The sequence below is a fragment of the Mycobacterium sp. ML4 genome, from assembly GCF_054515735.1.
Genome location: NZ_JBTNSY010000025.1, coordinates 1 through 20,082, shown reverse-complemented (window position 1 = coordinate 20,082; position 20,082 = coordinate 1). Strand labels below are relative to the sequence as shown.

The 20,082-nt window shown below is 64.5% G+C and carries 18 protein-coding genes and 1 pseudogene; 12 read left to right on the top strand and 7 right to left on the bottom strand.

The features are described from left to right. Positions 1–4: 4 nt before the first annotated feature. The 3 genes from ACX9NE_RS23775 (at position 5) to ACX9NE_RS23765 (ending at position 2,045) form a co-directional block, all read left to right on the top strand. Positions 5–868: a cyclopropane mycolic acid synthase family methyltransferase gene (locus ACX9NE_RS23775; protein ID WP_459364054.1), complete on the top strand. Its 864-nt coding sequence runs from the start codon at positions 5–7 to the stop codon at positions 866–868. A 92-nt stretch (positions 869–960) separates the two neighbouring features. Continuing rightward, positions 961–1,242 carry a hypothetical protein gene (locus ACX9NE_RS23770; protein WP_459364033.1) on the top strand — a complete coding sequence of 94 codons (282 nt, stop codon included), beginning with the start codon at positions 961–963 and terminating at the stop codon, positions 1,240–1,242. A 116-nt stretch (positions 1,243–1,358) separates the two neighbouring features. Then, a complete protein-coding gene (locus tag ACX9NE_RS23765; RefSeq protein WP_459364034.1) occupies positions 1,359–2,045 on the top strand; it encodes a class I SAM-dependent methyltransferase in 687 nt (228 codons plus the stop codon). On the opposite strand, the gene ACX9NE_RS23760 is transcribed toward ACX9NE_RS23765, so the two are convergent. Genes ACX9NE_RS23760 through ACX9NE_RS23750 form a run of 3 tightly spaced genes read right to left on the bottom strand, consistent with a single transcriptional unit; the run spans position 2,023 to position 5,085 of the window. Beyond that, the gene (locus tag ACX9NE_RS23760) at positions 2,023–3,102 is read right to left on the bottom strand and encodes a prenyltransferase (RefSeq protein WP_459364055.1); all 1,080 of its coding nucleotides are present in this window, start codon (positions 3,100–3,102) and stop codon (positions 2,023–2,025) included. The two genes, ACX9NE_RS23765 and ACX9NE_RS23760, sit on opposite strands and share 23 nt — an antisense overlap. Further along, positions 3,089–3,847 (bottom strand): class I SAM-dependent methyltransferase, encoded by a 759-nt coding sequence (locus ACX9NE_RS23755; protein WP_459364035.1) that lies wholly within the window; start codon positions 3,845–3,847, stop codon positions 3,089–3,091. Before ACX9NE_RS23755 ends, ACX9NE_RS23760 begins: the two co-directional genes overlap by 14 nt. Beyond that, a complete protein-coding gene (locus ACX9NE_RS23750) occupies positions 3,841–5,085 on the bottom strand; it encodes a glycosyltransferase family 4 protein (RefSeq protein ID WP_459364036.1) in 1,245 nt (414 codons plus the stop codon). The genes ACX9NE_RS23755 and ACX9NE_RS23750 overlap by 7 nt, the downstream gene beginning before the upstream one ends. A 414-nt stretch (positions 5,086–5,499) precedes the next feature. Here ACX9NE_RS23750 and ACX9NE_RS23745 point away from each other — a divergent pair, with 414 nt between their 5' ends. The 4 genes and pseudogenes from ACX9NE_RS23745 (at position 5,500) to ACX9NE_RS23730 (ending at position 7,645) form a co-directional block, all read left to right on the top strand. Beyond that, positions 5,500–6,309, top strand: coding sequence for a lysophospholipid acyltransferase family protein (locus ACX9NE_RS23745; protein ID WP_459364037.1), 810 nt, complete (start codon positions 5,500–5,502; stop codon positions 6,307–6,309). Between the two features lies 1 nt (position 6,310). Further along, complete coding sequence (locus tag ACX9NE_RS23740) at positions 6,311–6,745, top strand: SRPBCC family protein (protein WP_459364038.1); 435 nt, start codon at positions 6,311–6,313, stop codon at positions 6,743–6,745. Between the two features lie 231 nt (positions 6,746–6,976). Further along, positions 6,977–7,404, top strand: a pseudogene (locus ACX9NE_RS23735) (PPE family protein); the annotation flags it as partial. Positions 7,405–7,453: 49 nt separating this feature from the next. Then, positions 7,454–7,645 (top strand): SHOCT domain-containing protein, encoded by a 192-nt coding sequence (locus ACX9NE_RS23730; protein WP_459364039.1) that lies wholly within the window; start codon positions 7,454–7,456, stop codon positions 7,643–7,645. A 39-nt stretch (positions 7,646–7,684) separates the two neighbouring features. On the opposite strand, the gene ACX9NE_RS23725 is transcribed toward ACX9NE_RS23730, so the two are convergent. Then, positions 7,685–8,332 carry a cutinase family protein gene (locus tag ACX9NE_RS23725; protein WP_459364040.1) on the bottom strand — a complete coding sequence of 216 codons (648 nt, stop codon included), beginning with the start codon at positions 8,330–8,332 and terminating at the stop codon, positions 7,685–7,687. A 678-nt stretch (positions 8,333–9,010) separates the two neighbouring features. On the opposite strand from ACX9NE_RS23725, the gene ACX9NE_RS23720 reads away from it, so the two are divergent. After that, positions 9,011–10,843, top strand: a complete 1,833-nt coding sequence (locus ACX9NE_RS23720) for an adenylate/guanylate cyclase domain-containing protein (protein WP_459364041.1) — start codon at positions 9,011–9,013, stop codon at positions 10,841–10,843. Between the two features lie 28 nt (positions 10,844–10,871). After that, on the top strand, positions 10,872–11,192 hold the full coding sequence (locus tag ACX9NE_RS23715; protein WP_459364042.1) for a hypothetical protein: 321 nt from the start codon (positions 10,872–10,874) through the stop codon (positions 11,190–11,192). A gap of 9 nt (positions 11,193–11,201) precedes the next feature. Here ACX9NE_RS23715 and ACX9NE_RS23710 read toward each other — a convergent pair whose 3' ends face one another. Then, the gene (locus ACX9NE_RS23710; RefSeq protein ID WP_459364043.1) at positions 11,202–11,657 is read right to left on the bottom strand and encodes a PPOX class F420-dependent oxidoreductase; all 456 of its coding nucleotides are present in this window, start codon (positions 11,655–11,657) and stop codon (positions 11,202–11,204) included. Positions 11,658–11,674: 17 nt separating this feature from the next. On the opposite strand from ACX9NE_RS23710, the gene hrpA reads away from it, so the two are divergent. Continuing rightward, complete coding sequence (gene hrpA, locus ACX9NE_RS23705) at positions 11,675–15,601, top strand: ATP-dependent RNA helicase HrpA (RefSeq protein WP_459364044.1); 3,927 nt, start codon at positions 11,675–11,677, stop codon at positions 15,599–15,601. A gap of 70 nt (positions 15,602–15,671) precedes the next feature. After that, positions 15,672–17,177 (top strand): glucose-6-phosphate dehydrogenase, encoded by a 1,506-nt coding sequence (zwf, locus tag ACX9NE_RS23700; RefSeq protein ID WP_459364056.1) that lies wholly within the window; start codon positions 15,672–15,674, stop codon positions 17,175–17,177. A gap of 33 nt (positions 17,178–17,210) precedes the next feature. Here zwf and ACX9NE_RS23695 read toward each other — a convergent pair whose 3' ends face one another. After that, a complete protein-coding gene (locus ACX9NE_RS23695) occupies positions 17,211–18,059 on the bottom strand; it encodes an aldo/keto reductase (RefSeq protein ID WP_459364045.1) in 849 nt (282 codons plus the stop codon). Between the two features lie 81 nt (positions 18,060–18,140). After that, positions 18,141–19,061 (bottom strand): class I SAM-dependent methyltransferase, encoded by a 921-nt coding sequence (locus tag ACX9NE_RS23690; RefSeq protein ID WP_459364046.1) that lies wholly within the window; start codon positions 19,059–19,061, stop codon positions 18,141–18,143. 104 nt (positions 19,062–19,165) lie between these two features. On the opposite strand from ACX9NE_RS23690, the gene ACX9NE_RS23685 reads away from it, so the two are divergent. Further along, positions 19,166–20,053: an HpcH/HpaI aldolase/citrate lyase family protein gene (locus ACX9NE_RS23685; RefSeq protein WP_459364057.1), complete on the top strand. Its 888-nt coding sequence runs from the start codon at positions 19,166–19,168 to the stop codon at positions 20,051–20,053. Positions 20,054–20,082: the final 29 nt, after the last annotated feature.

Below are 20,082 nucleotides of genomic sequence, written 5' to 3'. Positions count from 1 at the left end.
TCGCGTGTCTCAGCGATTGAACCCGCACTTTGCCGATGTGCAGGCTCACTACGACCTGTCCGACGACTTTTTCCGCCTGTTTCTGGATCCGACTCAGACCTACAGCTGCGCCTATTTCGAGCGCGACGACATGACGCTGGAAGAGGCCCAGATCGCCAAGATCGACCTGTCCCTGGGCAAGCTGGGCCTGCAGCCCGGCATGACGCTGCTCGACGTCGGGTGCGGGTGGGGTGCCACCATGCGCCGCGCCATCGAAAAGTACGACGTCAACGTCATCGGCCTGACCCTGTCCAAGAACCAAGCCGCCCACGTCCAAAGGACGTTCGACGAAATGGACACCACCCGCGACCGCCGGGTGCTGCTGCAGGGCTGGGAGCAATTCAACGAGCCGGTCGACCGCATTGTCTCCATCGGCGCGTTTGAGCACTTCGGTCACGATCGCTATCAGGATTTCTTCTCGCTGGCCCACGAGCTTTTGCCGGCGGACGGCGTGATGCTGTTGCATACCATCTGCGGACTGACCCGAGAACAGCTCCGCGAAACCGGGCTGCCTATCTCCATGAACATCATCCGGTTCGCCAAATTCATTGTCACCGAGATCTTTCCGGGTGGCCGGTTACCGGACACCGACATCGTCGCCGAGTGCTCGCAGAAGGCGGGTTTTCGGCTCACCAGACGTCAGTCGCTGCAGCAGCATTACGCCAAGACTCTTGATCTGTGGGCAGCGGCCTTGTCGGCACGGCGCGACGAAGCCATCGCCGTACAGTCCGAAGAGGTGTACGAGCGCTACATGAAATACCTGACCGGTTGCGCGGACCATTTCCGCATCGGCTATATCGACGTCAATCAGTTCACCCTGGAAAAATAACTTCGCCGGGTTCGCGGTACGCAATTCGTCCCGCGTTTGGGAATGCTCGCTGCGGTGTATAGATAACTACGTCTCACACTCAGAAAGGCAAGATGATGAAACCCCTCGCATCAGCCGTGCTCGTCATTGCCGCGCTCATCTTCAGCGGATGTTCGGCTTCGAAAGTCATCAATACCGGCGGCGACACCAAGTGCAAGGACTTCACGACGCAGGACGAGAAGAAGCAGAGCGAGGAAGTCAGCAAGATGCTCAAGGATAAGAGCGGCGCTGAGCCGAGCTCACTGGAGATCTCCGCAACCAGGCTTTCGGCGCAGACGTACTGCCAGACCGTGGGCAAGCCGGACAGCAAGATCTCCGAGGCGCCGCACGGCTGATCCGAATGGCCTTACGGGCAGCCGGACGACTGTCCAGAAGGACCTCGCCGCTTGTCGCCCCAGCAAGGCCGCCGACCGTGCGACGACGTCGCTCGCGGGCCCGATAGGTTCAGCTGATGGGTGATGACGAGGTCGGCGGAACCGAGCATCTGTTCGCACTCGCCGAGCAGGTGAGAGGCTTCATGCCCCGGGATGAAGGGCGCGCGTTGTATGACGCGGCCATGCGTTATCTCGACGGCGGCATCGGCGTGGAGATCGGCACCTACTGCGGCAAGTCGGCCCTGCTGCTCGGCGCTGCGGCCCGACAACGCGGAAGCGTGCTCTACACAATCGACCATCATCACGGGTCAGAGGAGCACCAGGCCGGCTGGGAGTTTCACGACACGTCGTTGGTTGACGAGGTCACCGGGCTCTTCGACACCCTGCCGACCTTTCGCCGAACGCTGGATGCCGCGCAACTCGATGACCACGTGGTCGCCATCGTGGGCAAATCTCCCGTCGTCGCCAGCGGATGGCGTTCACCCCTGCAGTTTCTGTTCATCGACGGCGGTCACACCGAGGCGGCGGCTGCGCGCGACTTCGAGGGCTGGGCCAAATGGGTGGTCCCCGGCGGTGGGCTGGTCATCCACGACGTGTTCCCCGACCCTAACGACGGGGGTCGTGCTCCCTACCAAATATACTGTCGCGCAATCGATTCCGGTCAGTTCGGCGAGGTCGGTGCGACGGGGTCGCTGCGGGTGCTGCAACGCACCGGCGGGCAGGCAGGACAAGCGGTCGAGACTACCGGCCGGGGCCGGCCGTAACGCATTCGCAGTCAAAGTCGGTCCGCAGGCCGACCGGCAGCGTGTGTCCCCGGAAGATGCCACTGCCCGGCGTGTTGCCGGACAACGCGTCGGCCGCCAAGATCATCGCCGCCCCCGTCCAGGTGGTGCGCTCCTCTGGCCAGCGCTTCCCGTCGGCGAACACCAAACCCGTCCAATAGGACCCGTCGCCGTCACGCAGATGCTGCATCGCGCCGAATTGCCGGTACGCTGCCGACCGGTGGCCGATGGCGTCCAGGGCCATCACCAGTTCACAGGTCTCCGCACCGGTGACCCAGGGGCGGTCCACAACACAGCGAATCCCAAGATCGCCCACCACGAAATCGTTCCAGCGCTGCCGGATTCGGGCCGCGGCCGCCGGACCCCGCAACGCGCTACCGAGGATCGGGTAATACCAATCCATCGAGTAGCGGTCTTTCTCGGTGAACGCTTCGGGATGTGCGACGATCGCGTGTCCCAACCGGCCCAGGGCGAGTTCCCATTCGGGTTGCGGTTCCCCGATCAGCGCGGCAAGCGCCAGCGCGCAGCGGATGCTATGGAAGATGCTGGCACATCCGGTCAGTAGGGCTTCCGGCAGCGGGCCGGCTTCACTTCGGGCCCAGGATATTTCGCCGTAACCGACCTGCAAGTCGATGACGAAGTCGATCGCCTTGTGCACAACCGGCCACATCAGGTCTGCGAAGTCTTTGTCACCGGTGACCAGCACATGGTGCCACACGCCGGTCGCGATGTAAGCGCAGAAGTTGCTGTCGCTGTTGGCATCTTCGACGATGCCGGACCGGATCTGGATGGGCCAGGAGCCGTCCGGCCGCTGCATGCGGCGACACCAGTCGAAAGCCGCCCGCGCAGGTTCGAGCAGACCGGCAGCAGTGAGCGCCATGGCGTTCTCCACGTGATCCCACGGGTCGGTGTGACCCCCCGAAAACCAGGGAATGGCTCCCGTCGGCTCCTGCGCCGCCGCGATGGAAAGCGCGGTCTGTCGGCACTGCTCCGGAGTCAGAATATTGGCCACGAACGGCGGATTGCTATCCCGATGCAACGGCATACCTCTGAGCCCGCAGACTTTGCACCCGACGAGGCTTGGTGAAGTACATGGCGACGCTCTTGCCCACCAGTGGATTGAGCACCGATTCGGTCAGTTGCGTGATCTTGGGCCGCCGCATCAGATCCCACACCAGCAGCTTGTGATAAGCCGCCACGGCGGGATGGTCGTCGTTGGACGGCCCGACGGCGCACTTGAGCCACCAGAACGGCGAGTGCAGCGCGTGTGCGTGATGGGTGTGCGTCAATTGCATTCCACGGCCGGCGATCTTGGCGCGCAGCGCACTGGCTCGGTAAACCCGTACATGTCCGCCCTCGTTGCTGTGATACTCCTCGGACAGCAGCCAGCACACCCGCTCGGGCAGCCACCGCGGTACGCTGACGGCCAGGGTGCCGCCGACTTTGAGCACCCGGATCAGCTCAGCGATGGCGGTATCGTCATCCGGTATGTGCTCCAAGATCTCCGATGCGATGACGCAGTCGAAGGTTTCGTCGGCGTAGGGCAAGTTGAGCGCGTCGCCACGAACCACCTTGGCTGCGGCACTTTTCGGCGCCTCACCGGTCTCCGCCATCGCGCGCAGCAGGGTGGCGACCGAATGCAGTTCGGTTGCGTCCTGGTCGAATGCGATCACATCAGCGCCACGCCGGTAGGCCTCGAAGGCATGGCGACCCGCGCCGCAACCCACGTCGATGACCGTGCTTGCGGGGCCGATTCCGAGCCGGTCGAAATCGAGGGTCAGCATCGCGGCCCGCCCCGGCGTGCAATCGCCTGCCGGTAAACCCGCGCGGTCTGCGCCGCCACCGCGTCCCAGCTGAACACGCCAACCGCGCGTTGCCGTCCGGCCGCACCCAGCCTGCGGCGACGATCCGGAGAGTCCAGGAGATCCCCGAGTGCTTGCGTCAGAGCGCGCACATCGGCAGGTTTCACCAACTCGGCGCACGCACCATCGGTTCCCAGCACTTCGGGTAGCGCACCCACGCGACTGGCCACGATCGGGGTCCCACTTGCCATGGCCTCCACCGCCGGCAATGAAAACCCTTCGTAAAGCGAGGGAATGCACGCGACCTCGGCCGACGCGAACAGGGCCGCAAGCTCGGCGTCGGTGAGCCCGCTGGCGATGTGGACGATGTCGGAGATGCCCAGTTCGGCGATGAGCTTATGCGTGGGGCCGTTGGTTTCCACTCGCGCGACCAGCCGCAGCTCGAGGTCCCGGCTGGTACGCAGTTCGGCGACGGCGTGCAGCAGTGTGCTCACGCCTTTGAGGGGGGTGTCGGCGCTGGCGATCGCGATCACCCGGCCCGGTTGGCGTGGCGATGCACCCGGCTTGAACAAACCGGTGTTGACGCCCAAGGGCACCACATGCAGTTGATCGGGCGAGACACCGAAGTCGCTGACGATGTCCCTGGCCGACGACGTGGAGACCGTCAGCAGATCCGGTATCCGGCGCGCCACCTGCTTTTGCATACGGGAGAAGCCATACCAGCGGTGTACCAATGGTTTTCGCCACCACCGGGCCGCGGCAAGGTCGAGTAAGCGGTCGCGGGTGATGGGGTGGTGCACGGTAGCCACCACCGGCATGCCTGAGTCAGCGATTGCCAACAGTCCGGTTCCCAAGCTTTGGTTGTCGTGGACGACGTCGAAATCGTCTGCGCGGCATGCCAATAGCCGGGCCACCCGCAACGTGAATGTGCGCGGCTCCGGAAAGCCCGCCGTCCACATGGTGGCCAATTCGAGCAGGTCGATGGAGTCGCGAATCTCGCTCGGTCGCGGTACCCGGAAGGGGTCCGGCTCGCGGTACAGGTCCAGGCTGGGGACCTTGGTGAGTCGCACCCGGGGATCGAGCAGTTCGGGGTACGGCTGCCCGGAGAACACTTCCACTTCGTGACCGAGGTCTACCAGTCCGCGGCTGAGGTGCCGCACGTACACACCCTGCCCGCCACAGTGGTCCTTGCTGCGGTAGGACAGCAGAGCTATTCGCATACGCAACCCTTCGCCGCCAGCGACCAACCGCGGAAAGGCGTCAATCCCATTGCTGTCAACCCAACCGCGAACGACGGGACAGCAAACTGGACATGTGTCCAGATGATAGTTCGGTCAGCTAATGGACGCAAACGCACCCCCTTACCTGTGACCATGATTGGCCACGCCGTGATGACTGGCCGAACACGGATCCAATACAGCCTCGTCAGTCGCATCGGCATGCAGCAGTCCCCGTTCCGGGCCCCCGGTTCTGAACCGGTCCGAAGCTACTCAGAATCTTGTCTCAAGTTACGACACCCACGGCTCTGCGCGCGAACCGGCAAGCCCGTTTCGGCTCGCCGCGGAATGTCGCGTCGCCTTTCTGTTCGCGTCAACTGCGGTCAAAAACCGTCGAATCGGTTTAGTCTCAGCGGGATGACCCGGCAACGACTCCCCAAGGATCTTCGCCACCGCGATCCGGAGTTCATCAGGGCCGTGTTGCCGCCGCTCTGGCTGGCCTCGACCGTGTGGTTTCGAGCCGAAGTCAACGGATTCGAGAACGTGCCCGACGAGCCCGTGCTATTCGTGGGTAATCACAGCGGTGGCGGCGCCACCCCGGACACCTTCGTGTTCCTGCTTGCCTATAACACGTACTTCACCGTAGAAGGCCGTCCGCTCTACGCGCTGGCCCATGACACCATCACCGCCGCGCCGGTCATCGGCCGGCTGAGCCGCAAGCTCGGTGTGGTCCCGGCCGCCAACTCCTTCGCCGAGCGTGTTTTCGAAAGCGGTGGCTCAGCGCTGGTGTATCCCGGTGGCGATGTGGAGGCGCTGCGCCCTTGGCGGGACCGCAACAAGATCATCTTCTCGGGGCGGAAGGGATTTCTGCGCCTGGCCCACAAATGCAACGTGAAGATCGTGCCGGTGGTGGCCACAGGTGGTCATGACACTTTGATCGTGCTGAACGACGGTCGACGCACCGCCCGGTTGCTGCGGTTGGACAAGATTGCCCGCGTGAAGAGCATGCCCATGACCCTCAGCATCCCGTGGGGTCTGTCACCACTTCCATTACCGCACTTCCCGCTGCCGGCCAAGATCCGCATGCAGGTATTCGAGCCGATCGATGTCCGCGCGCGGTTCGGCGCCGATCCGGATTGGGACCGTGCCCTGGCCTACGTGACGAGCGTCATGCAGGTCGGGCTGTCGAAGCTGGCCAGCAAGACCATCGTTCCGATGATCCGGTGAGATGACCCAGACCGTCACCGTCTCCCGTCACATCAACTGCCCGTTCGCCACTGCCGCCGGCATCGTCACCGACCCGCACCAGCTGTTTCCCAAGGTGTCCACCTTCAGCCGATGCCGCTTCGTCAAGTCCCGCGACGACGGCGAACTGTGGGACGTCTATCTGGACAGCGGCACTATTCAGCTCGGCGGCCGCGTCCTGATCACACCGCCGACCGGCAGCCTGCTGAAGTGGCGAGCGGTCCGGGGAACACGGCACTCCTTCGCGGCGCTCGTCGAACCGGAGGGGGACGGGAGCCGGCTGACCCTCACCTTGACATTCTCGACCACGGGGCTGGGCGTCGCCCGAATCAGCGAGTGGCTCGGACGCGGCCTGGCCGCTCGCAACCTCGAGGCCGCGGCCGAGGAAATCCGGCACTACCTCGAATTCGAGAGGTAGTTGGAACGCGCTTCCAGCGCCGCCGGTCCGGGAGTTGCATTTCAGCCATGAACCGCATCTGTGCTTTATAGGTAAAGGCTGTGCGAACAACAAGCGACAACCAGTTGTTCCGGCGTGACGCTACAAGGCGTTTTCTCGCTCACAGGTTCTAGCGGGGCGATCCACGCCGACCGGATCTGAGCGACACCGAAGCGCGGCTGCCGGCCGACCACACCGATCGGAGGAAGCGCCATGGACTTCGCGTTGTTGCCGCCGGAGATCAATTCGGCGCTGATGTACGCCGGACCGGGCTCAGCATCCATGTTGGCCGCCGCCGTCGCGTGGGACGAACTGTCCGCCGAACTGTACGCGACCGCCAGTGCTTACGAGTCGGTGATCGCGACCTCACAGCCGGGCCGTGGATAGGTCCGGCATCGGCTGCGATGGCGGGTGCGGCCGCCCCGCACGTGGCCTGGTTGCAAGTTACCGCGCTCAAGGCTGAAGACACCGCTGAGCAGGCCAAAGCCGCGGCGATTGCATACGAGACGGCATTCGCCGAGACGGTGCCGCCGCCGGTGGTCGCGGCCAACCGGAGGGTGCTGATGACGTTGATAGCGACGAACTTCTTCGGCCAGAACACTCCGTTGATAGCCCTTACCGAAACGCAGTACAGCGAAATGTGTCGGCGCGGGAGGATCCGGCGGAGCACGCACCCGGGAGCGGGCCGGGGTGGCCAGGCGGCCCGCGCACACCGCGGCCGCATCCGAGGTTACGGAGGAGCCTACGACACCTGCGGTGCTGCCGGGCGGCCCGATCACGAGCATTGCCGCCGAACTACGCGAGCTGGCATCGCTGCGCGATGCGGGCATCCTCACCGAGCAAGAGTTCATCGAGCAGAAGCAACGCCTGCTTCCGCACTAGCCTGCCGGCGGCACCGGCGCGAACAGACGTCGGGCAGAGCTACTTGAGTCGATTGGCGGCGAAGGTCGCGGCCTGTGTCGTCATACCGTTCTCGATGTAGGAGACGTGCGCCATGATGTTGCCTCCGCCGGTGCAGATCGGGTCATCGGTGGCGCACAGGCTGATGAGTTTGGCGCTGTAGAGCGGGTTGATCGTCGGCAACGGGCCACCGCCCCACAGTGCACTGGAGAATCCGCTGGACGGCTCGCCGAAGAAGGCAACCGCGGCGACGTGGTCGGCAACCGGGGCAGGCATCTGGGTGCTGGCCAGATTGATCACAGTCGCGCCCTGTGAATACCCGCCCATGACAATCTTGGTGCGGGGGCAGCTGGAAACGGTGCTTTGGACGTGTGCACTTGCGTCGTCGGCGCCACCGGTTGCGCTGTTGTGGTAGTCGTCGTTCGCGGGGTAGTTGACCGCGTACACCTCGACAGAGCGCCCAGCCACCTGCGAAGTGAGCGAGTCGACGAATGCCTGACCCACATTCCCCAGCCCCGGTTCCTGATGGGTGCCGCGAGCGAAGACGATCGAAACATCGGCGCACGGATCGGCGGAGGCGGTGGCCGGGCGGGCGGGGGGCACGCTCAGCAGGGTCCACGTCGTGATGACGAAGACACCGAAGAAGCGGGCAAGGCTGCGTGCAGTCATGCCCCAGATCCTGACATACCGACAGCGACGGCGTTGCCGGCGCCTTACGGGCCCCGCCTGAAGTTCAGCTGAATCGACCATAGGCGCACGTCAAGACACTGATCGACGCAGACCGGATACCTGCGGGTCCCGGCGCCCGAGCATCTGTCCCGCCGGTCGCGCACCGTCACGGCCGGACTCCGGCTCGTGATTGCCGAACCATTTCAACGTTTCCAGGGCTGTCGCGACCCGGACGGTGCAGTGGTCCAAGGGTCTGGGCAGTAGTCGTTGAGCGGCATCGAGTCAGCTCAACGGCGATGGCGGAACTGCTGGCCACGGCGGCTCGGTCCAGCTCTGCCAACCATTCGGGAGCGGGGATCAACGCGATCCAGGCCCCTCGCCGGATCAGCTCACGGACCCGCGGGGTCAACGTGCTCTCGGTCCCGTAAACCCCTTTGGTCGTCGGCGCGTTCTGAATATTCACCGATTTCTTTCGAGGCGGAGGGGACTTTAGGCCAGGTGCGAACGAGTTCGAGCGGTGTCGGGTCGATCGTCGCACCTACAACTACACTACCAAATCCTATACAAATACGCATTATATGCGTGTTCGTATCTGATGTAGCCGTCCGAATGCGGACTACGCCGAGCGGGCAAACCACGGATGTCGAAGAGGGGCTGTGCGGTCTAGAGTTCCACACGATGCGCCGCGTGTGGACCTGGACATTCGACCTGCCTCCAGAGGAACTCTGGCCGGTCCTTGCCGACACCAACCGCTTGAACGAAGCCCTTGGACTACCGCCCTACACACTGGAAGAAACACCGCAACCCGACGGGACGGTCCTGCGGCGCGGCCGTGGCAAAGCCGCGGGCTTCACCTTGGAGTGGGAGGAGAAGCCGTACGAGTGGATCTCCGGTCGGCACTTTCGTCAGTCACGGGTGTTCAGCAAGGGCCCTTTCCGCCGCTTCGGGCCCGTGTTCGACATCGAGTCGGACGGCCGAGGCGGCTCCCGCATTTCGTATGCGCTGGAGTGGGAGCCGCTGAATCTCACCGGCCGGGTGTTCGGCGCGCGACTTGCCGCTCAGGCGGGGGAGAACGTCGGAAAGCGCATCCTGGAGGCCGTCGCCTTCACTCGCGGCGAGAGCGAACCCGATCGCTTGACGCCGTTCGAGCTGCCGGACCCGATACTGCCCCACGGCGCGCGCGAACGGGCTATCGCGATGGCCCGTGAAATCGACCGCAGCCCGTACGGAAACGGACTCGGGCAACGACTTGCCGAGCGGGTCCTGGGCGCCATGGCCGCCGATCTCGCCCGTCTGAGACCCAAGGTTCTGGCGAGCGACCTGGATGTGAAGCCGCGTGCCGCGACGGAGGCCTGTTTCACCGCGGTCAAGGCTGGATTGCTCGGGATGAAATGGGATCTGTTGTGCCCCAACTGCCGCGGCGCCAAATTGAGCGTGCCAACGCTTGCCGACCTGCCCCACGGTGCGCACTGCTCGTCGTGCAACATCGATTACGACCGGGACTTCGAGCGTAACGTCGAGCTGACTTTTGCCCCGTCCCCGTCGGTACGTCCACTGCCGGAAGGCAACTTCTGCCTGTCCGGTCCGATGAGTACCGAGCATGTGGCCGTGCAGGTCTTGCTGGCTCCGGGCGAGCGACGCACCGTGGCCGTCGACTTGCCTGCCGGCCCCTACCGGCTGCGTACATTGCATCCGGGCACCACCGTCGACGTCGACCACAGTTCGGGCGCATTCCCGGGTCTGCGTATCACGAAGTCCGGTGTGGAAATGCTGTCGTCCGAACAGAGAGTCGACGAACCGAACACCGTGACGTTCGTCAACGATGCGGACTTCGAGTTGGCGGCGGTGATCGAAGAACGAAACTGGACAACGCAGGCGCTGACCGCACCGGAAGTGATTACGCTGCAAGCGTTTCGCGATCTGTTCGCCGAGGCTACCCTGCGGCCGGGTGACGACGCGGGCGTCAGCCAGGTGACGCTGCTGTTCACCGACCTGCGCGGATCGACCGCCCTCTACGAACGGGTCGGCGACGCCACGGCCTACAACGTGGTACGAGAGCACTTCACACTGCTCGCCTCGATCGTGCGCGATCATGACGGCGCGATTGTCAAGACAATTGGCGACGCGGTGATGGCGTCGTTCGACGATCCCGCACAAGCGGTCCGGGCGGCGTTGGCCATGCAGGCGCGGATCGCTTCCTCGGCATATGCCGGTGAGCATCTGGTATTGAAGGTGGGTATCCATGCCGGTCCCAGCGTCGTCGTGACGCTGAATGGTCGTCTGGACTACTTCGGGTCGACCGTCAACATGGCTGCGCGCCTGCAGGGCCAGAGCGACGGTGAGGACATCGTGCTCTCACAGGCAGTCGCCGCCGACCCGGCAGTGCAGGAGATATTGGCCGGTGTGCCCATGCGCCGAGAGAGCGTTGCTCTGAAAGGCTTCGCGGAACCGGTAGGCTTCCTTCGTTTGGTGAGTTTGGGATCTGGCCGCGGCGGGGAAGACGGCACTTGAATCTGCTCGCACGATAACGAGGTGTGCCATGTGGACGATCATTTGTCGGCTGATATCCGTCGCCGCCATGGTGCTGGCACCACTGGCGGTGGTCACGATCGCGACGCCCGCGGTCAGTTCTGCGCAGTGCGCTGATGGCGAATGGTGGGATCCCACGGGTAAAGTGTGCCGCCCCTTGGGCGTTGGGCCGCAACCACTGGCCTGCGATGCCGGCCAGTGGTGGGATCCCACCGCCAACGTCTGCCGTCCCCTGGGCGTCGGGCCGCAACCACTCGACTGCCAGAACGGCGAGTGGTGGGACCCTGCGGCCAATGTATGCCGCCCGCCGCTGGTAGCACCTGCCGGGTGAATCACCGCACTACTTCGGCGGGAAACCACCGGTGGCAACGGGTCCCCACCGGCGCGGTGTGACGCGGATCAGGCACTTGTTCTGGTCGAGCATCGCGCGGCGGTAGTCATCCCAGTCCGGGTGTTCGCCGGCGATCGCGCGGTAGTACTCGACAAGTGGTTCGAGTGCCTCGGGGAGCTTGATCATCACGGTATCGCCATCGAGCTGCACGTAGGCGCCGTTGAAGTCGTCGGAAAGGACAACCACGCTCGCCTTCGGCGTCCTGCGGATATTGACACTCTTGGCGCGTTGGGGATAGCTCGCGACCACTATCCTGCCGTGCGCGTCGACTCCGCCGGTCACCGGCGAACTCTGTAGCGATCCGTCGGCACGAAAGGTGGTCAACACCATTCGGTGTCGTGGCCGGACGAAATCGAGCAACTCGGACAATCCCACCACCTCGGCGGTCGCAAACCTCGCGGCCATCAGACCAACCTAGCCTGATGGCCACGCCCATTACTCTGGCCCGGGTGGCCGATCCGACCGTCAGGGACTTACGAAAACGCCTCGACGGGCTGACCATCCGCGATGCCGCCCGTTTACGCAGGCGCATGCAGAACCTGGGTGGGGCAAAGCCCGAGAAGCTGCAACAGCTCCGCAACCAGGTCGCCGCCGCAGAATCCCTGGTGAACGCGCGCCAGACCGCGGTGCCCACCATCGGTTATCCCGGCCTGCCGATCAGCGAGCGCCGAGCCGAAATCACCGACGCTGTACGCAAGCACCAAGTGGTCGTCGTGGCAGGCGAAACCGGATCCGGCAAAACCACTCAGCTGCCGAAGATCTGCCTGGACATGGGCCGGGGCGTTCGCGGCACCATCGGGCACACCCAGCCGCGCCGCCTGGCCGCCCGCACCGTCGCGCAACGCATTGCCGACGAGCTAGGCAGCCCGCTGGGCGACATCGTCGGATACACCGTGCGGTTCACCGACCACGCCAGTGATCGCACCCTGGTGAAACTGATGACCGACGGCATCCTGCTCGCCGAGATTCAGCGCGACCGCCGCCTGCTTCAATACGACACTCTCATCCTCGACGAAGCGCACGAACGCAGTCTCAACATCGACTTTCTGCTGGGATACCTGCGTGAGTTGTTACCGCGGCGTCCCGAACTCAAGTTGATCGTCACCTCGGCGACCATCGAACCTCAGCGATTCGCAGCGCATTTCGGTGACGCACCGATCGTCGAGGTATCCGGCCGGACCTATCCGGTGCAGATCCGTTACCGGCCGCTGGAGGTTCCCGTTTCGGTCGGGACGAACGACGATCCCGACGACCCGGATCACGAGATCATCCGCTCCGAGACGCGCGACGAGATCGAAGCGATCGCTGAAGCCATCGACGAATTGGCCGCAGAACCACCGGGCGATGTCCTGGTTTTCTTATCCGGTGAGCGTGAAATCCGCGATACCGCTGAGGCTTTGGCCGGACTCGAACACACCGAGGTGCTGCCGCTCTACGCCCGCTTGCCTACCGCAGAGCAACAGCGGGTGTTCGCGCCGCACACCGGTCGGCGCGTGGTGCTGGCGACCAATGTCGCCGAGACGTCGCTCACCGTGCCCGGGATCCGCTACGTCGTCGATCCGGGGAATGCGCGCATCTCCAGGTACAGCCGTCGCCTGAAGGTACAGCGCCTGCCGATCGAAGCAATCTCGCAGGCATCCGCCGCCCAGCGGGCCGGCCGGTGCGGCAGGGTGGCGCCGGGGGTGTGCATCCGTCTGTACTCCGAGGAGGACTTCGAAGCCCGCGCGCGCTATACCGAACCGGAGATATTGCGAACCAACCTCGCCTCGGTGATCCTGCAGATGGCGGCGCTGCAACTCGGGGAGATCGAAAACTTCCCCTTCCTCGACCCGCCGGATCGCCGCAGCATCAGCGACGGCGTGCAACTGCTGCAGGAACTCGGCGCCTTCGACCGGCAGGGCAGGATCACCGAACTCGGACGTCGGTTGGCGCGGCTGCCCGTCGACCCGCGGCTGGGGCGGATGATCTTGCAGGCCGACACCGAGGGATGCGTGCGGGAGATCCTGGTGCTCGTCGCGGCACTGACCATCCCAGACCCGCGGGAACGACCCTCCGACCATGAGGAGGCGGCGCGCCAGAGTCACGCCCGCTTCGCCGACGAACACTCCGACTTCATTGCTTACCTCAACCTCTGGCAGTATCTGCGAAGTCAGCGGAAAGAGTTGTCCGGCAGCGCTTTCCGGCGGATGTGCCGGAAGGAATTCTTGCACTACCTGCGCATCCGGGAGTGGCAGGATCTGGTCGGCCAGCTGCGCAGTATCGCCCGCGACCTGGGCATCGTGGAGTCTGACGAGCCGGCCGGTCCGCCGGAGATTCACGCGTCCCTGCTCTCCGGTCTGCTGTCGCACGTGGGTTTGCGCCGGGAGGATTCACGAGAGTACCTGGGTGCGCGCAACGCACGATTTGTCCTGGCGCCAGGTTCAGTGCTCACCAAACGCCCGCCACAGTGGGTCGTCGCTGCCGAGTTGGTCGAGACCAGCCGCCTCTATGGCCGGACGGCGGCGCGCATCCAGCCCGAGGTCGTCGAGCGGGTCGCGGGTGACCTGGTGCAGCGCACGTACAGCGAACCGCACTGGGACGCCAAGCGCGGTGAGGTGCTGGCCTACGAGCGCGTGACGTTGTACGGTCTGCCGCTGGTTGCGCGCCGCAAAGTCGGATACGCGCGCGTGGAACCCGCGGTCGCTCGCGAGCTGTTCATCCGGCACGCGCTTGTCGAGGGGGACTGGCAGACCCGCCACCACTTCATTCGCGACAACGCCCGGCTTCGCGCCGAACTCGAGGAACTCGAAGAGCGCGCACGCCGCCGCGATCTGCTCATCAGCGATGACGACGTGTACGCGTGGTATGACGCCCGGGTGCCCGCGGAGGTGGTGTCGGCGCGTCATTTCGACGGGTGGTGGAAGAAGCAGCGGCACCGGACCCCGGAGCTGTTGACCTTCCGCCGCGACGACTTATTGCGCACGAACCAGGCGGCCGACAACCACGATCGTCCGGACACCTGGCGGACGGGCGATGCCGCCCTGCCCTTGAGCTACCGGTTCGAACCGGGCGCCGCCGACGACGGCGTGACGGTGCACGTCCCCATCGATGTCTTGGCCAGGCTCGGCGGAGACGAATTCGCATGGCAGGTACCGGCTTTGCGCGAGGAGCTGGTCACCGCTCTCATCCGCTCACTACCAAAAGATCTGCGGCGCAACTTTGTTCCCGCCCCGGACACCGCCCGCGCGGTGCTGCGTGACATCGACCCGGCCGGCGAGCCGCTACTGGCGGCATTGCAGCGCGAATTGCGCCGTCGCACCGGCGTCGTGGTGCCAGCCGAGGCCTTTGACCTCGAGAAGCTACCGGCGCACCTGAGGGTGACATTTGCGGTCGAGTCCGCGGACGGCACCGAGGTCGCCCGCGGAAAGGATCTGCAGGCGTTGCAGGACCGGCTCGCGGCACCGGCCCGCCAAGCCGTCGCCCACGCGGTCGCCGGCGAGCTGGAACGAACCGGATTACATGCTTGGCCCGACGACTTGGCAGAACTGCCGCACGTGGTCGAGCGTCCGGTCCAGGGACGGACGGTACGCGGGTTCCCCGCGTTCGTCGACACTGGCTCCGCGGTTGACCTGCGCGTGTTCACCAATTCCGTTGAGCAGGCGAGCGCGATGCGCCTTGGCCTGCGCCGGCTGCTACGGCTTGGCTTGCCGTCACCGGGCAAAACTGTTGAGCGCCAGCTTGACCCGCGAACTCGCCTGGTCCTGGGCACGAACCCGGATGGTTCGTTGGCCGCCCTTCTCGAGGACTGCGCCGACGCGGCGGTAGACGCGCTGATGCCCCAGGCGGTGTGGACACGTGAGGCGTTCACCGCGCTGCGAAATCGGGTGGAGGCCGCACTGTTGCCGACCACCATCGACGTCGTGAGCCGTGTCGAGCACATCGTCTCGGCCGCGCGCGAGGTAGAACTAGCCCTGCCCGCTCAGCCACCCCCCGCACACGCCGATGCGATCTCGGACATCCGCGCACAGCTGGACCGGCTCTTACCACCTGGATTCGTAGCGGCCCACGGGTTGGCGCACCTCAACAGCCTTGCTCGTTACCTCACCGCGGCCCGGCGGCGGCTCGACAAGCTGCCTCAAACAATTCAGGCAGATCGGGACCGGATGCGACGGGTGCACGGGGTGCAGAACGCCTTCGACGAACTTGTGCATGCGCTGCCGCCCGGCCGCGCCGAAGCCGACGATGTCCGTGATATCGGTCGCCAAGTCGAGGAGCTGAGGGTGAGCTTGTGGGCACAGCAGCTCGGAACCCCGCGTCCGGTCAGCGAACAACGCATCTACCGGGCAATTGACGCCGCGCGTCGGCAGTGAAAGTAACTGCGGCAAGAGCGCCGGCATCCAGCGCGTGCACATTACCCGCCACGGTGGAAGTATCGCGAGCGTGGCCACTAAAAAACCGCAGACCATCTCATACCCCGCGCCAGAGGCGCGTCCCCGTCACCACGAGAATGCCCCGGTGGAACCGCACGTCATCGTGTTGTTCGGCGCGACAGGCGATCTGGCTAAACGCAAGTTGATTCCCGGCCTCGCGCACCTGGACCAGTCCGACCTCGCCCCCAATATCCAGATCATCGCCACGTCGCTGGAAGACCTGAACGACGACGAATTTCGGACACTGGCCAAAAACGCGATCGACGAGTTCGGCGCCCACAAGCTCACGCCCGAGCAATGGGATGAATTCGCAAAAACCCTGACCTACGTTCCCCAGGACGCCGGGTCCGAAGCGCTTGCCGACGCGGTGGCGAAAGCCGAAGAGGACCTTGGCGAAAACGTGCGGCGCCTCCACTACCTTTCCGTCCCGCCGAAAGCGGCGCGCGACGTCATCGACATGCTGCGCGATGCCGATCTGGTCGATCGCTCGCGGGTGGTCATGGAGAAACCGTTCGGCACTGACTTCGACAGTGCAGTGGCGCTCAACGACTTCGTGCACGAAACCTTCGACGAATCTCAGATTTTTCGCATCGACCATTTCCTCGGCAAAGAGGCCGCACAGAATATCCTGGCGTTCCGCTTCGCCAACGGCCTGTTCGAACCGATCTGGAACCGCAACTTCATCGACCACATTCAGATCGACATTCCCGAAACCCTCGGCTTGGACCAGCGGGCGAACTTCTACGAAAACACCGGTGCTTACCGGGACATGGTCGTTACCCACCTGCTTCAGGTAATGGCCTTCGTCGTGATGGAGCCACCGACGGCGCTCGAGCCCCGGGCGATCAGCGAAGAAAAGAATAAAGTCTTTCGCTCCATGCTGCCGATCAAGACCTCCAATGTGGTGCGCGGCCAATACAACGGTTACCGCCAAGAAGACGGAGTATCAAAAGATTCCGATACCGAGACCTTCATCGCGCTCAAGGTCGGCGTCGACAACTGGCGTTGGGCCGGGGTGCCGATCTACCTGCGTACCGGCAAGAAGATGGCCGAAGGCATCCGCATTATCTCCATCGCGTTCAAAGAGGCACCCCGCACCATGTTCCCGCCCGGATCCGGAGTGGGGACACAGGGCCCTGACCACCTGACGTTCGACCTCGCCGACAACTCGAAAGTCTCGCTGTCCTTCTACGGAAAACGGCCGGGCCCGGGAATGAAACTCGACAAACTGTCGATGCAGTTTTCGACTCAGGAGATCGACTCGGCTGCGGATGTTCTGGAAGCCTACGAGCGGCTGATTCTGGACGCGATGCGCGGCGACCACACGCTCTTCACCACCGCCGAGGGCATCGAATCGTTGTGGGAGCGATCGCAGGATCTGCTCGACGACCCCCCGCCGGCCAAGATGTACCAACCCGGCACCTGGGGCCCCAATGCCATCCACCAATTGATCGCACCGAACGCATGGCGATTGCCGTTCGAGCGGGAGTGGCGCGAACGCAATAACGGCTCGTAGCCACCCAGAGGATTCTCGCGCCTGGCTCCGTCCTCAGTCCGGGATGTGGTCGAACTTGTCGGGGTTCGGCCCGGTGCGACCGTTCTCGCCCCGGTCCAGGCCGCTGATCGACGCCACGTGCTGATCGGAGAGCTCGAAGTCGAAGATGTCGAAGTTCGCCTTCATCCGCTCCGGCGAAACCGACTTGGGAAAGACGATGTCGCCACGCTGAATGTGCCACCGCAACACCACCTGTGCCGGTGTCTTGCCCAGCGCCTTTGCGATGCCCGTGATGACCTCGTCATCGAGGACCTTGCCCTGGGCGATCGGGGACCAAGCCTCGGTCGCGATGCCGTGGGCTTTGTCGTATGCCCGCACCTCCTCGTTGCCGAAGTAGGGGTGCACCTCGATCTGATTGACCGCGGGCACGGTCTGAGAGCCGCCGGCAAGCCGATCCAGGTGCGCCGCTTGGAAATTCGAGACACCGATGCTCCGGGCGCGCCCGTCGGTCACGAATTCCTCCAGGGTGTTCCAGGTCGACACGAAATCGCCGTCATAGAGCGTCGGCAGCGGCCAATGGATGAGAAAGAGGTCGATCTGGTCAGTTCCAAGCGCCGAGAGCGTCGCATCGAACGCCCTGCGCGCATCGTCGGGCCGGTGCAAGCCGTTGTTGAGCTTGCTCGCGATGAACACCTCGCTGCGCTGCACGCCTGCGTCGCGAATGCCCTGGCCGACCTGTTTTTCATTGCCGTACATCTCAGCGGTGTCGATGTGGCGGTAGCCCACCTCGAGCGCGGCACGCACTGCGGCGGCCGTCTGATCGGGCTCGATCTGGAAGACGCCGAACCCCAATTGCGGGATCGAGTTTCCGTCGTTGAGTTTGATTGACGGGACAGTGGTCATACTGCAGCCTCCTGGTGTCTCGAACGATCGCTGGAGGGGATGCCCACTTCCGGGCCGAACCCAACACCAGGACCGTCGTCGTCAACTCCAATCGGCGGTGATGTAGCTGACGGTGCCGCGATATTCCGCGAGAATTTCGTTGTCCGGCAGCGCAAAGCCGTGCTGGGCATACAACTGGTCGGTGGGGTAGTCGGTGACGATCCAGCCACCGGCGGTCAAGTACTCGGCGGCTTGACGGCGTTCGCCAAGCCACACCAGTTCGGCGACGTCGACATCCAGTCCGTGCTTACGCCAGCTTTCGCGGATGATCCGGGCACGTTCGTCGGTAAAGACTCCCATGTCGCTGATGTTTTCTGTAGCCAGCCGGCTACCGGGCGCACTGAGTGCCGTGACGTTGTCCAGCAACCGGTCCTGCGCCTCGGGTGGAAGGTAGGGGAGCAGCCCTTCTGCGATCCAGGCAGTCGGTTCGCTCTTGTCAAACATGTTGTCCAACAGAGCATTAGGCCAATCATCACGCAGGTCGACGCCGACCGGGCGACGTTCGGCGGCAGGTTCGGCGCCGATCTGGGCCAGCGTCAGGCTCTTGAAGGTGATGACCTCGGGCTGATCGACCTCGAACACCGCCGTGCCCTCCGGCCACGGCAGACGATAGGCCCTGGCGTCGAGACCGGCCGCCAGGATGACGGCTTGTCGAATGCCGTCTGCGGTCGCCGTGAGAAAGAAGTCGTCGAAGAACCGGGTGCGCACGGTGATCTGCTCGCGACGCTGCTGGAAGTTCATCGGCATGTCCGGGTCTTCCGGGACCTCGCCGTCCAGCATGCGGGTGAAGAACGGATGCCCGACGGCGCGGACCAGCGGTTCAGCAAATCGGTCGTCCAGCAACGGATCCGGGTCGCGAGAGGCCAACGCCCGGGCGGCGGCCACCATCGTTGCCGTCGCGCCTACGCTCGAGGCGAGGTCCCAGCTGTCTCCCTCGGCGCGCACCGACTCAAACGATGACATCCGCTGCTCCTGTCCCGGCCGGCGATTCGATATGGGTCAGCGTAGCCGTGGCACGCCGACCTGGCAGTCCCGCCTTGAGGTCTGATGACATGATCGAAGGCACCATGGCATCCACCCTGCGGCCGCGCCGATCGGCGCTGTATCTGCCCGGCAACAACAGCCGGGCGTTAGAGAAGGGGCGAACGCTGCCGGCGGATGTGTTGATCTTCGACCTGGAAGACGCCGTCGGCCCGGAGGCCAAGTCTGAGTCCAGGACGACGGTGTGCTCAGCCGTTTCGTCCGGGAACTACCAACCCCGCGAAGTGGTGGTGCGCGTCAACGGTTTGGGCAGCGACTGGCACGACGACGACCTGGGGGCTGTGGCAGATTGCGGCGCTGACGGCGTGCTGGTACCGAAAGTTGAGACAGGACAACAGGTTCACAAATTAGTCGATGCCCTGGGCGCGCTGGGCGCACCGCAATCGCTACAGCTGTGGGTGATGATAGAGACACCCCGAGCCTTCCTGCGGATCGAGGAGATCGCCTCGGCGAGCGATCGCCTGGCGGCGTTGGTGGTCGGCACCAACGATCTGGTCAACGAGGTGCACGGCCTATCCGTACCCGGGCGCGCCCCCGTCGTGCCGGCGTTGTCCATGGCGGTGTTGGGTGCGCGGGCGGCGGGCAAGGCCGTACTCGATGGGGTGTTCAACGACATCACCGACGGAGAAGGCTTCGCCGCCGAGGCTCGCCAGGGGCGCGAGATGGGTTTCGATGGCAAGACGCTGATCCATCCGTCGCAGATCGCCCCCGCCAACGACGCGTTCGGCCCGTCAGCGGCAGAGTTGGAGCACGCCCGCAAGGTCGTTTCCGCGTATGAGGAGGCGCAGGCCTCTGGGCGAAGCGTCACCACGGTGGACGGCCGCATGATCGAGAATCTGCACGTCCGCGACGCCCAGCGGATCCTTGCCCTCGCTGATCTGATCTGCAGACTGGAAGCCGCCGCTAGCGGTTGATGTGCAGTGGGCCGATGCCGATCAGGTGA

Excerpts from the sequence above, each read along its gene's own strand:
- ACX9NE_RS23770 (WP_459364033.1), top strand. The coding sequence starts at position 961 with ATGATGAAACCCCTCGCATCAGCCGTGCTCGTCATTGCCGCGCTCATC.
- ACX9NE_RS23765 (WP_459364034.1), top strand. The coding sequence starts at position 1,359 with ATGGGTGATGACGAGGTCGGCGGAACCGAGCATCTGTTCGCACTCGCC.
- ACX9NE_RS23755 (WP_459364035.1), bottom strand. The coding sequence starts at position 3,847 with ATGCTGACCCTCGATTTCGACCGGCTCGGAATCGGCCCCGCAAGCACG.
- ACX9NE_RS23750 (WP_459364036.1), bottom strand. The coding sequence starts at position 5,085 with ATGCGAATAGCTCTGCTGTCCTACCGCAGCAAGGACCACTGTGGCGGG.
- ACX9NE_RS23745 (WP_459364037.1), top strand. The coding sequence starts at position 5,500 with ATGACCCGGCAACGACTCCCCAAGGATCTTCGCCACCGCGATCCGGAG.
- ACX9NE_RS23740 (WP_459364038.1), top strand. The coding sequence starts at position 6,311 with ATGACCCAGACCGTCACCGTCTCCCGTCACATCAACTGCCCGTTCGCC.
- ACX9NE_RS23725 (WP_459364040.1), bottom strand. The coding sequence starts at position 8,332 with ATGACTGCACGCAGCCTTGCCCGCTTCTTCGGTGTCTTCGTCATCACG.
- ACX9NE_RS23720 (WP_459364041.1), top strand. The coding sequence starts at position 9,011 with ATGCGCCGCGTGTGGACCTGGACATTCGACCTGCCTCCAGAGGAACTC.
- ACX9NE_RS23715 (WP_459364042.1), top strand. The coding sequence starts at position 10,872 with ATGTGGACGATCATTTGTCGGCTGATATCCGTCGCCGCCATGGTGCTG.
- ACX9NE_RS23710 (WP_459364043.1), bottom strand. The coding sequence starts at position 11,657 with ATGGCCGCGAGGTTTGCGACCGCCGAGGTGGTGGGATTGTCCGAGTTG.
- hrpA (WP_459364044.1), top strand. The coding sequence starts at position 11,675 with ATGGCCACGCCCATTACTCTGGCCCGGGTGGCCGATCCGACCGTCAGG.
- ACX9NE_RS23695 (WP_459364045.1), bottom strand. The coding sequence starts at position 18,059 with ATGACCACTGTCCCGTCAATCAAACTCAACGACGGAAACTCGATCCCG.
- ACX9NE_RS23690 (WP_459364046.1), bottom strand. The coding sequence starts at position 19,061 with ATGTCATCGTTTGAGTCGGTGCGCGCCGAGGGAGACAGCTGGGACCTC.
- ACX9NE_RS23685 (WP_459364057.1), top strand. The coding sequence starts at position 19,166 with ATGGCATCCACCCTGCGGCCGCGCCGATCGGCGCTGTATCTGCCCGGC.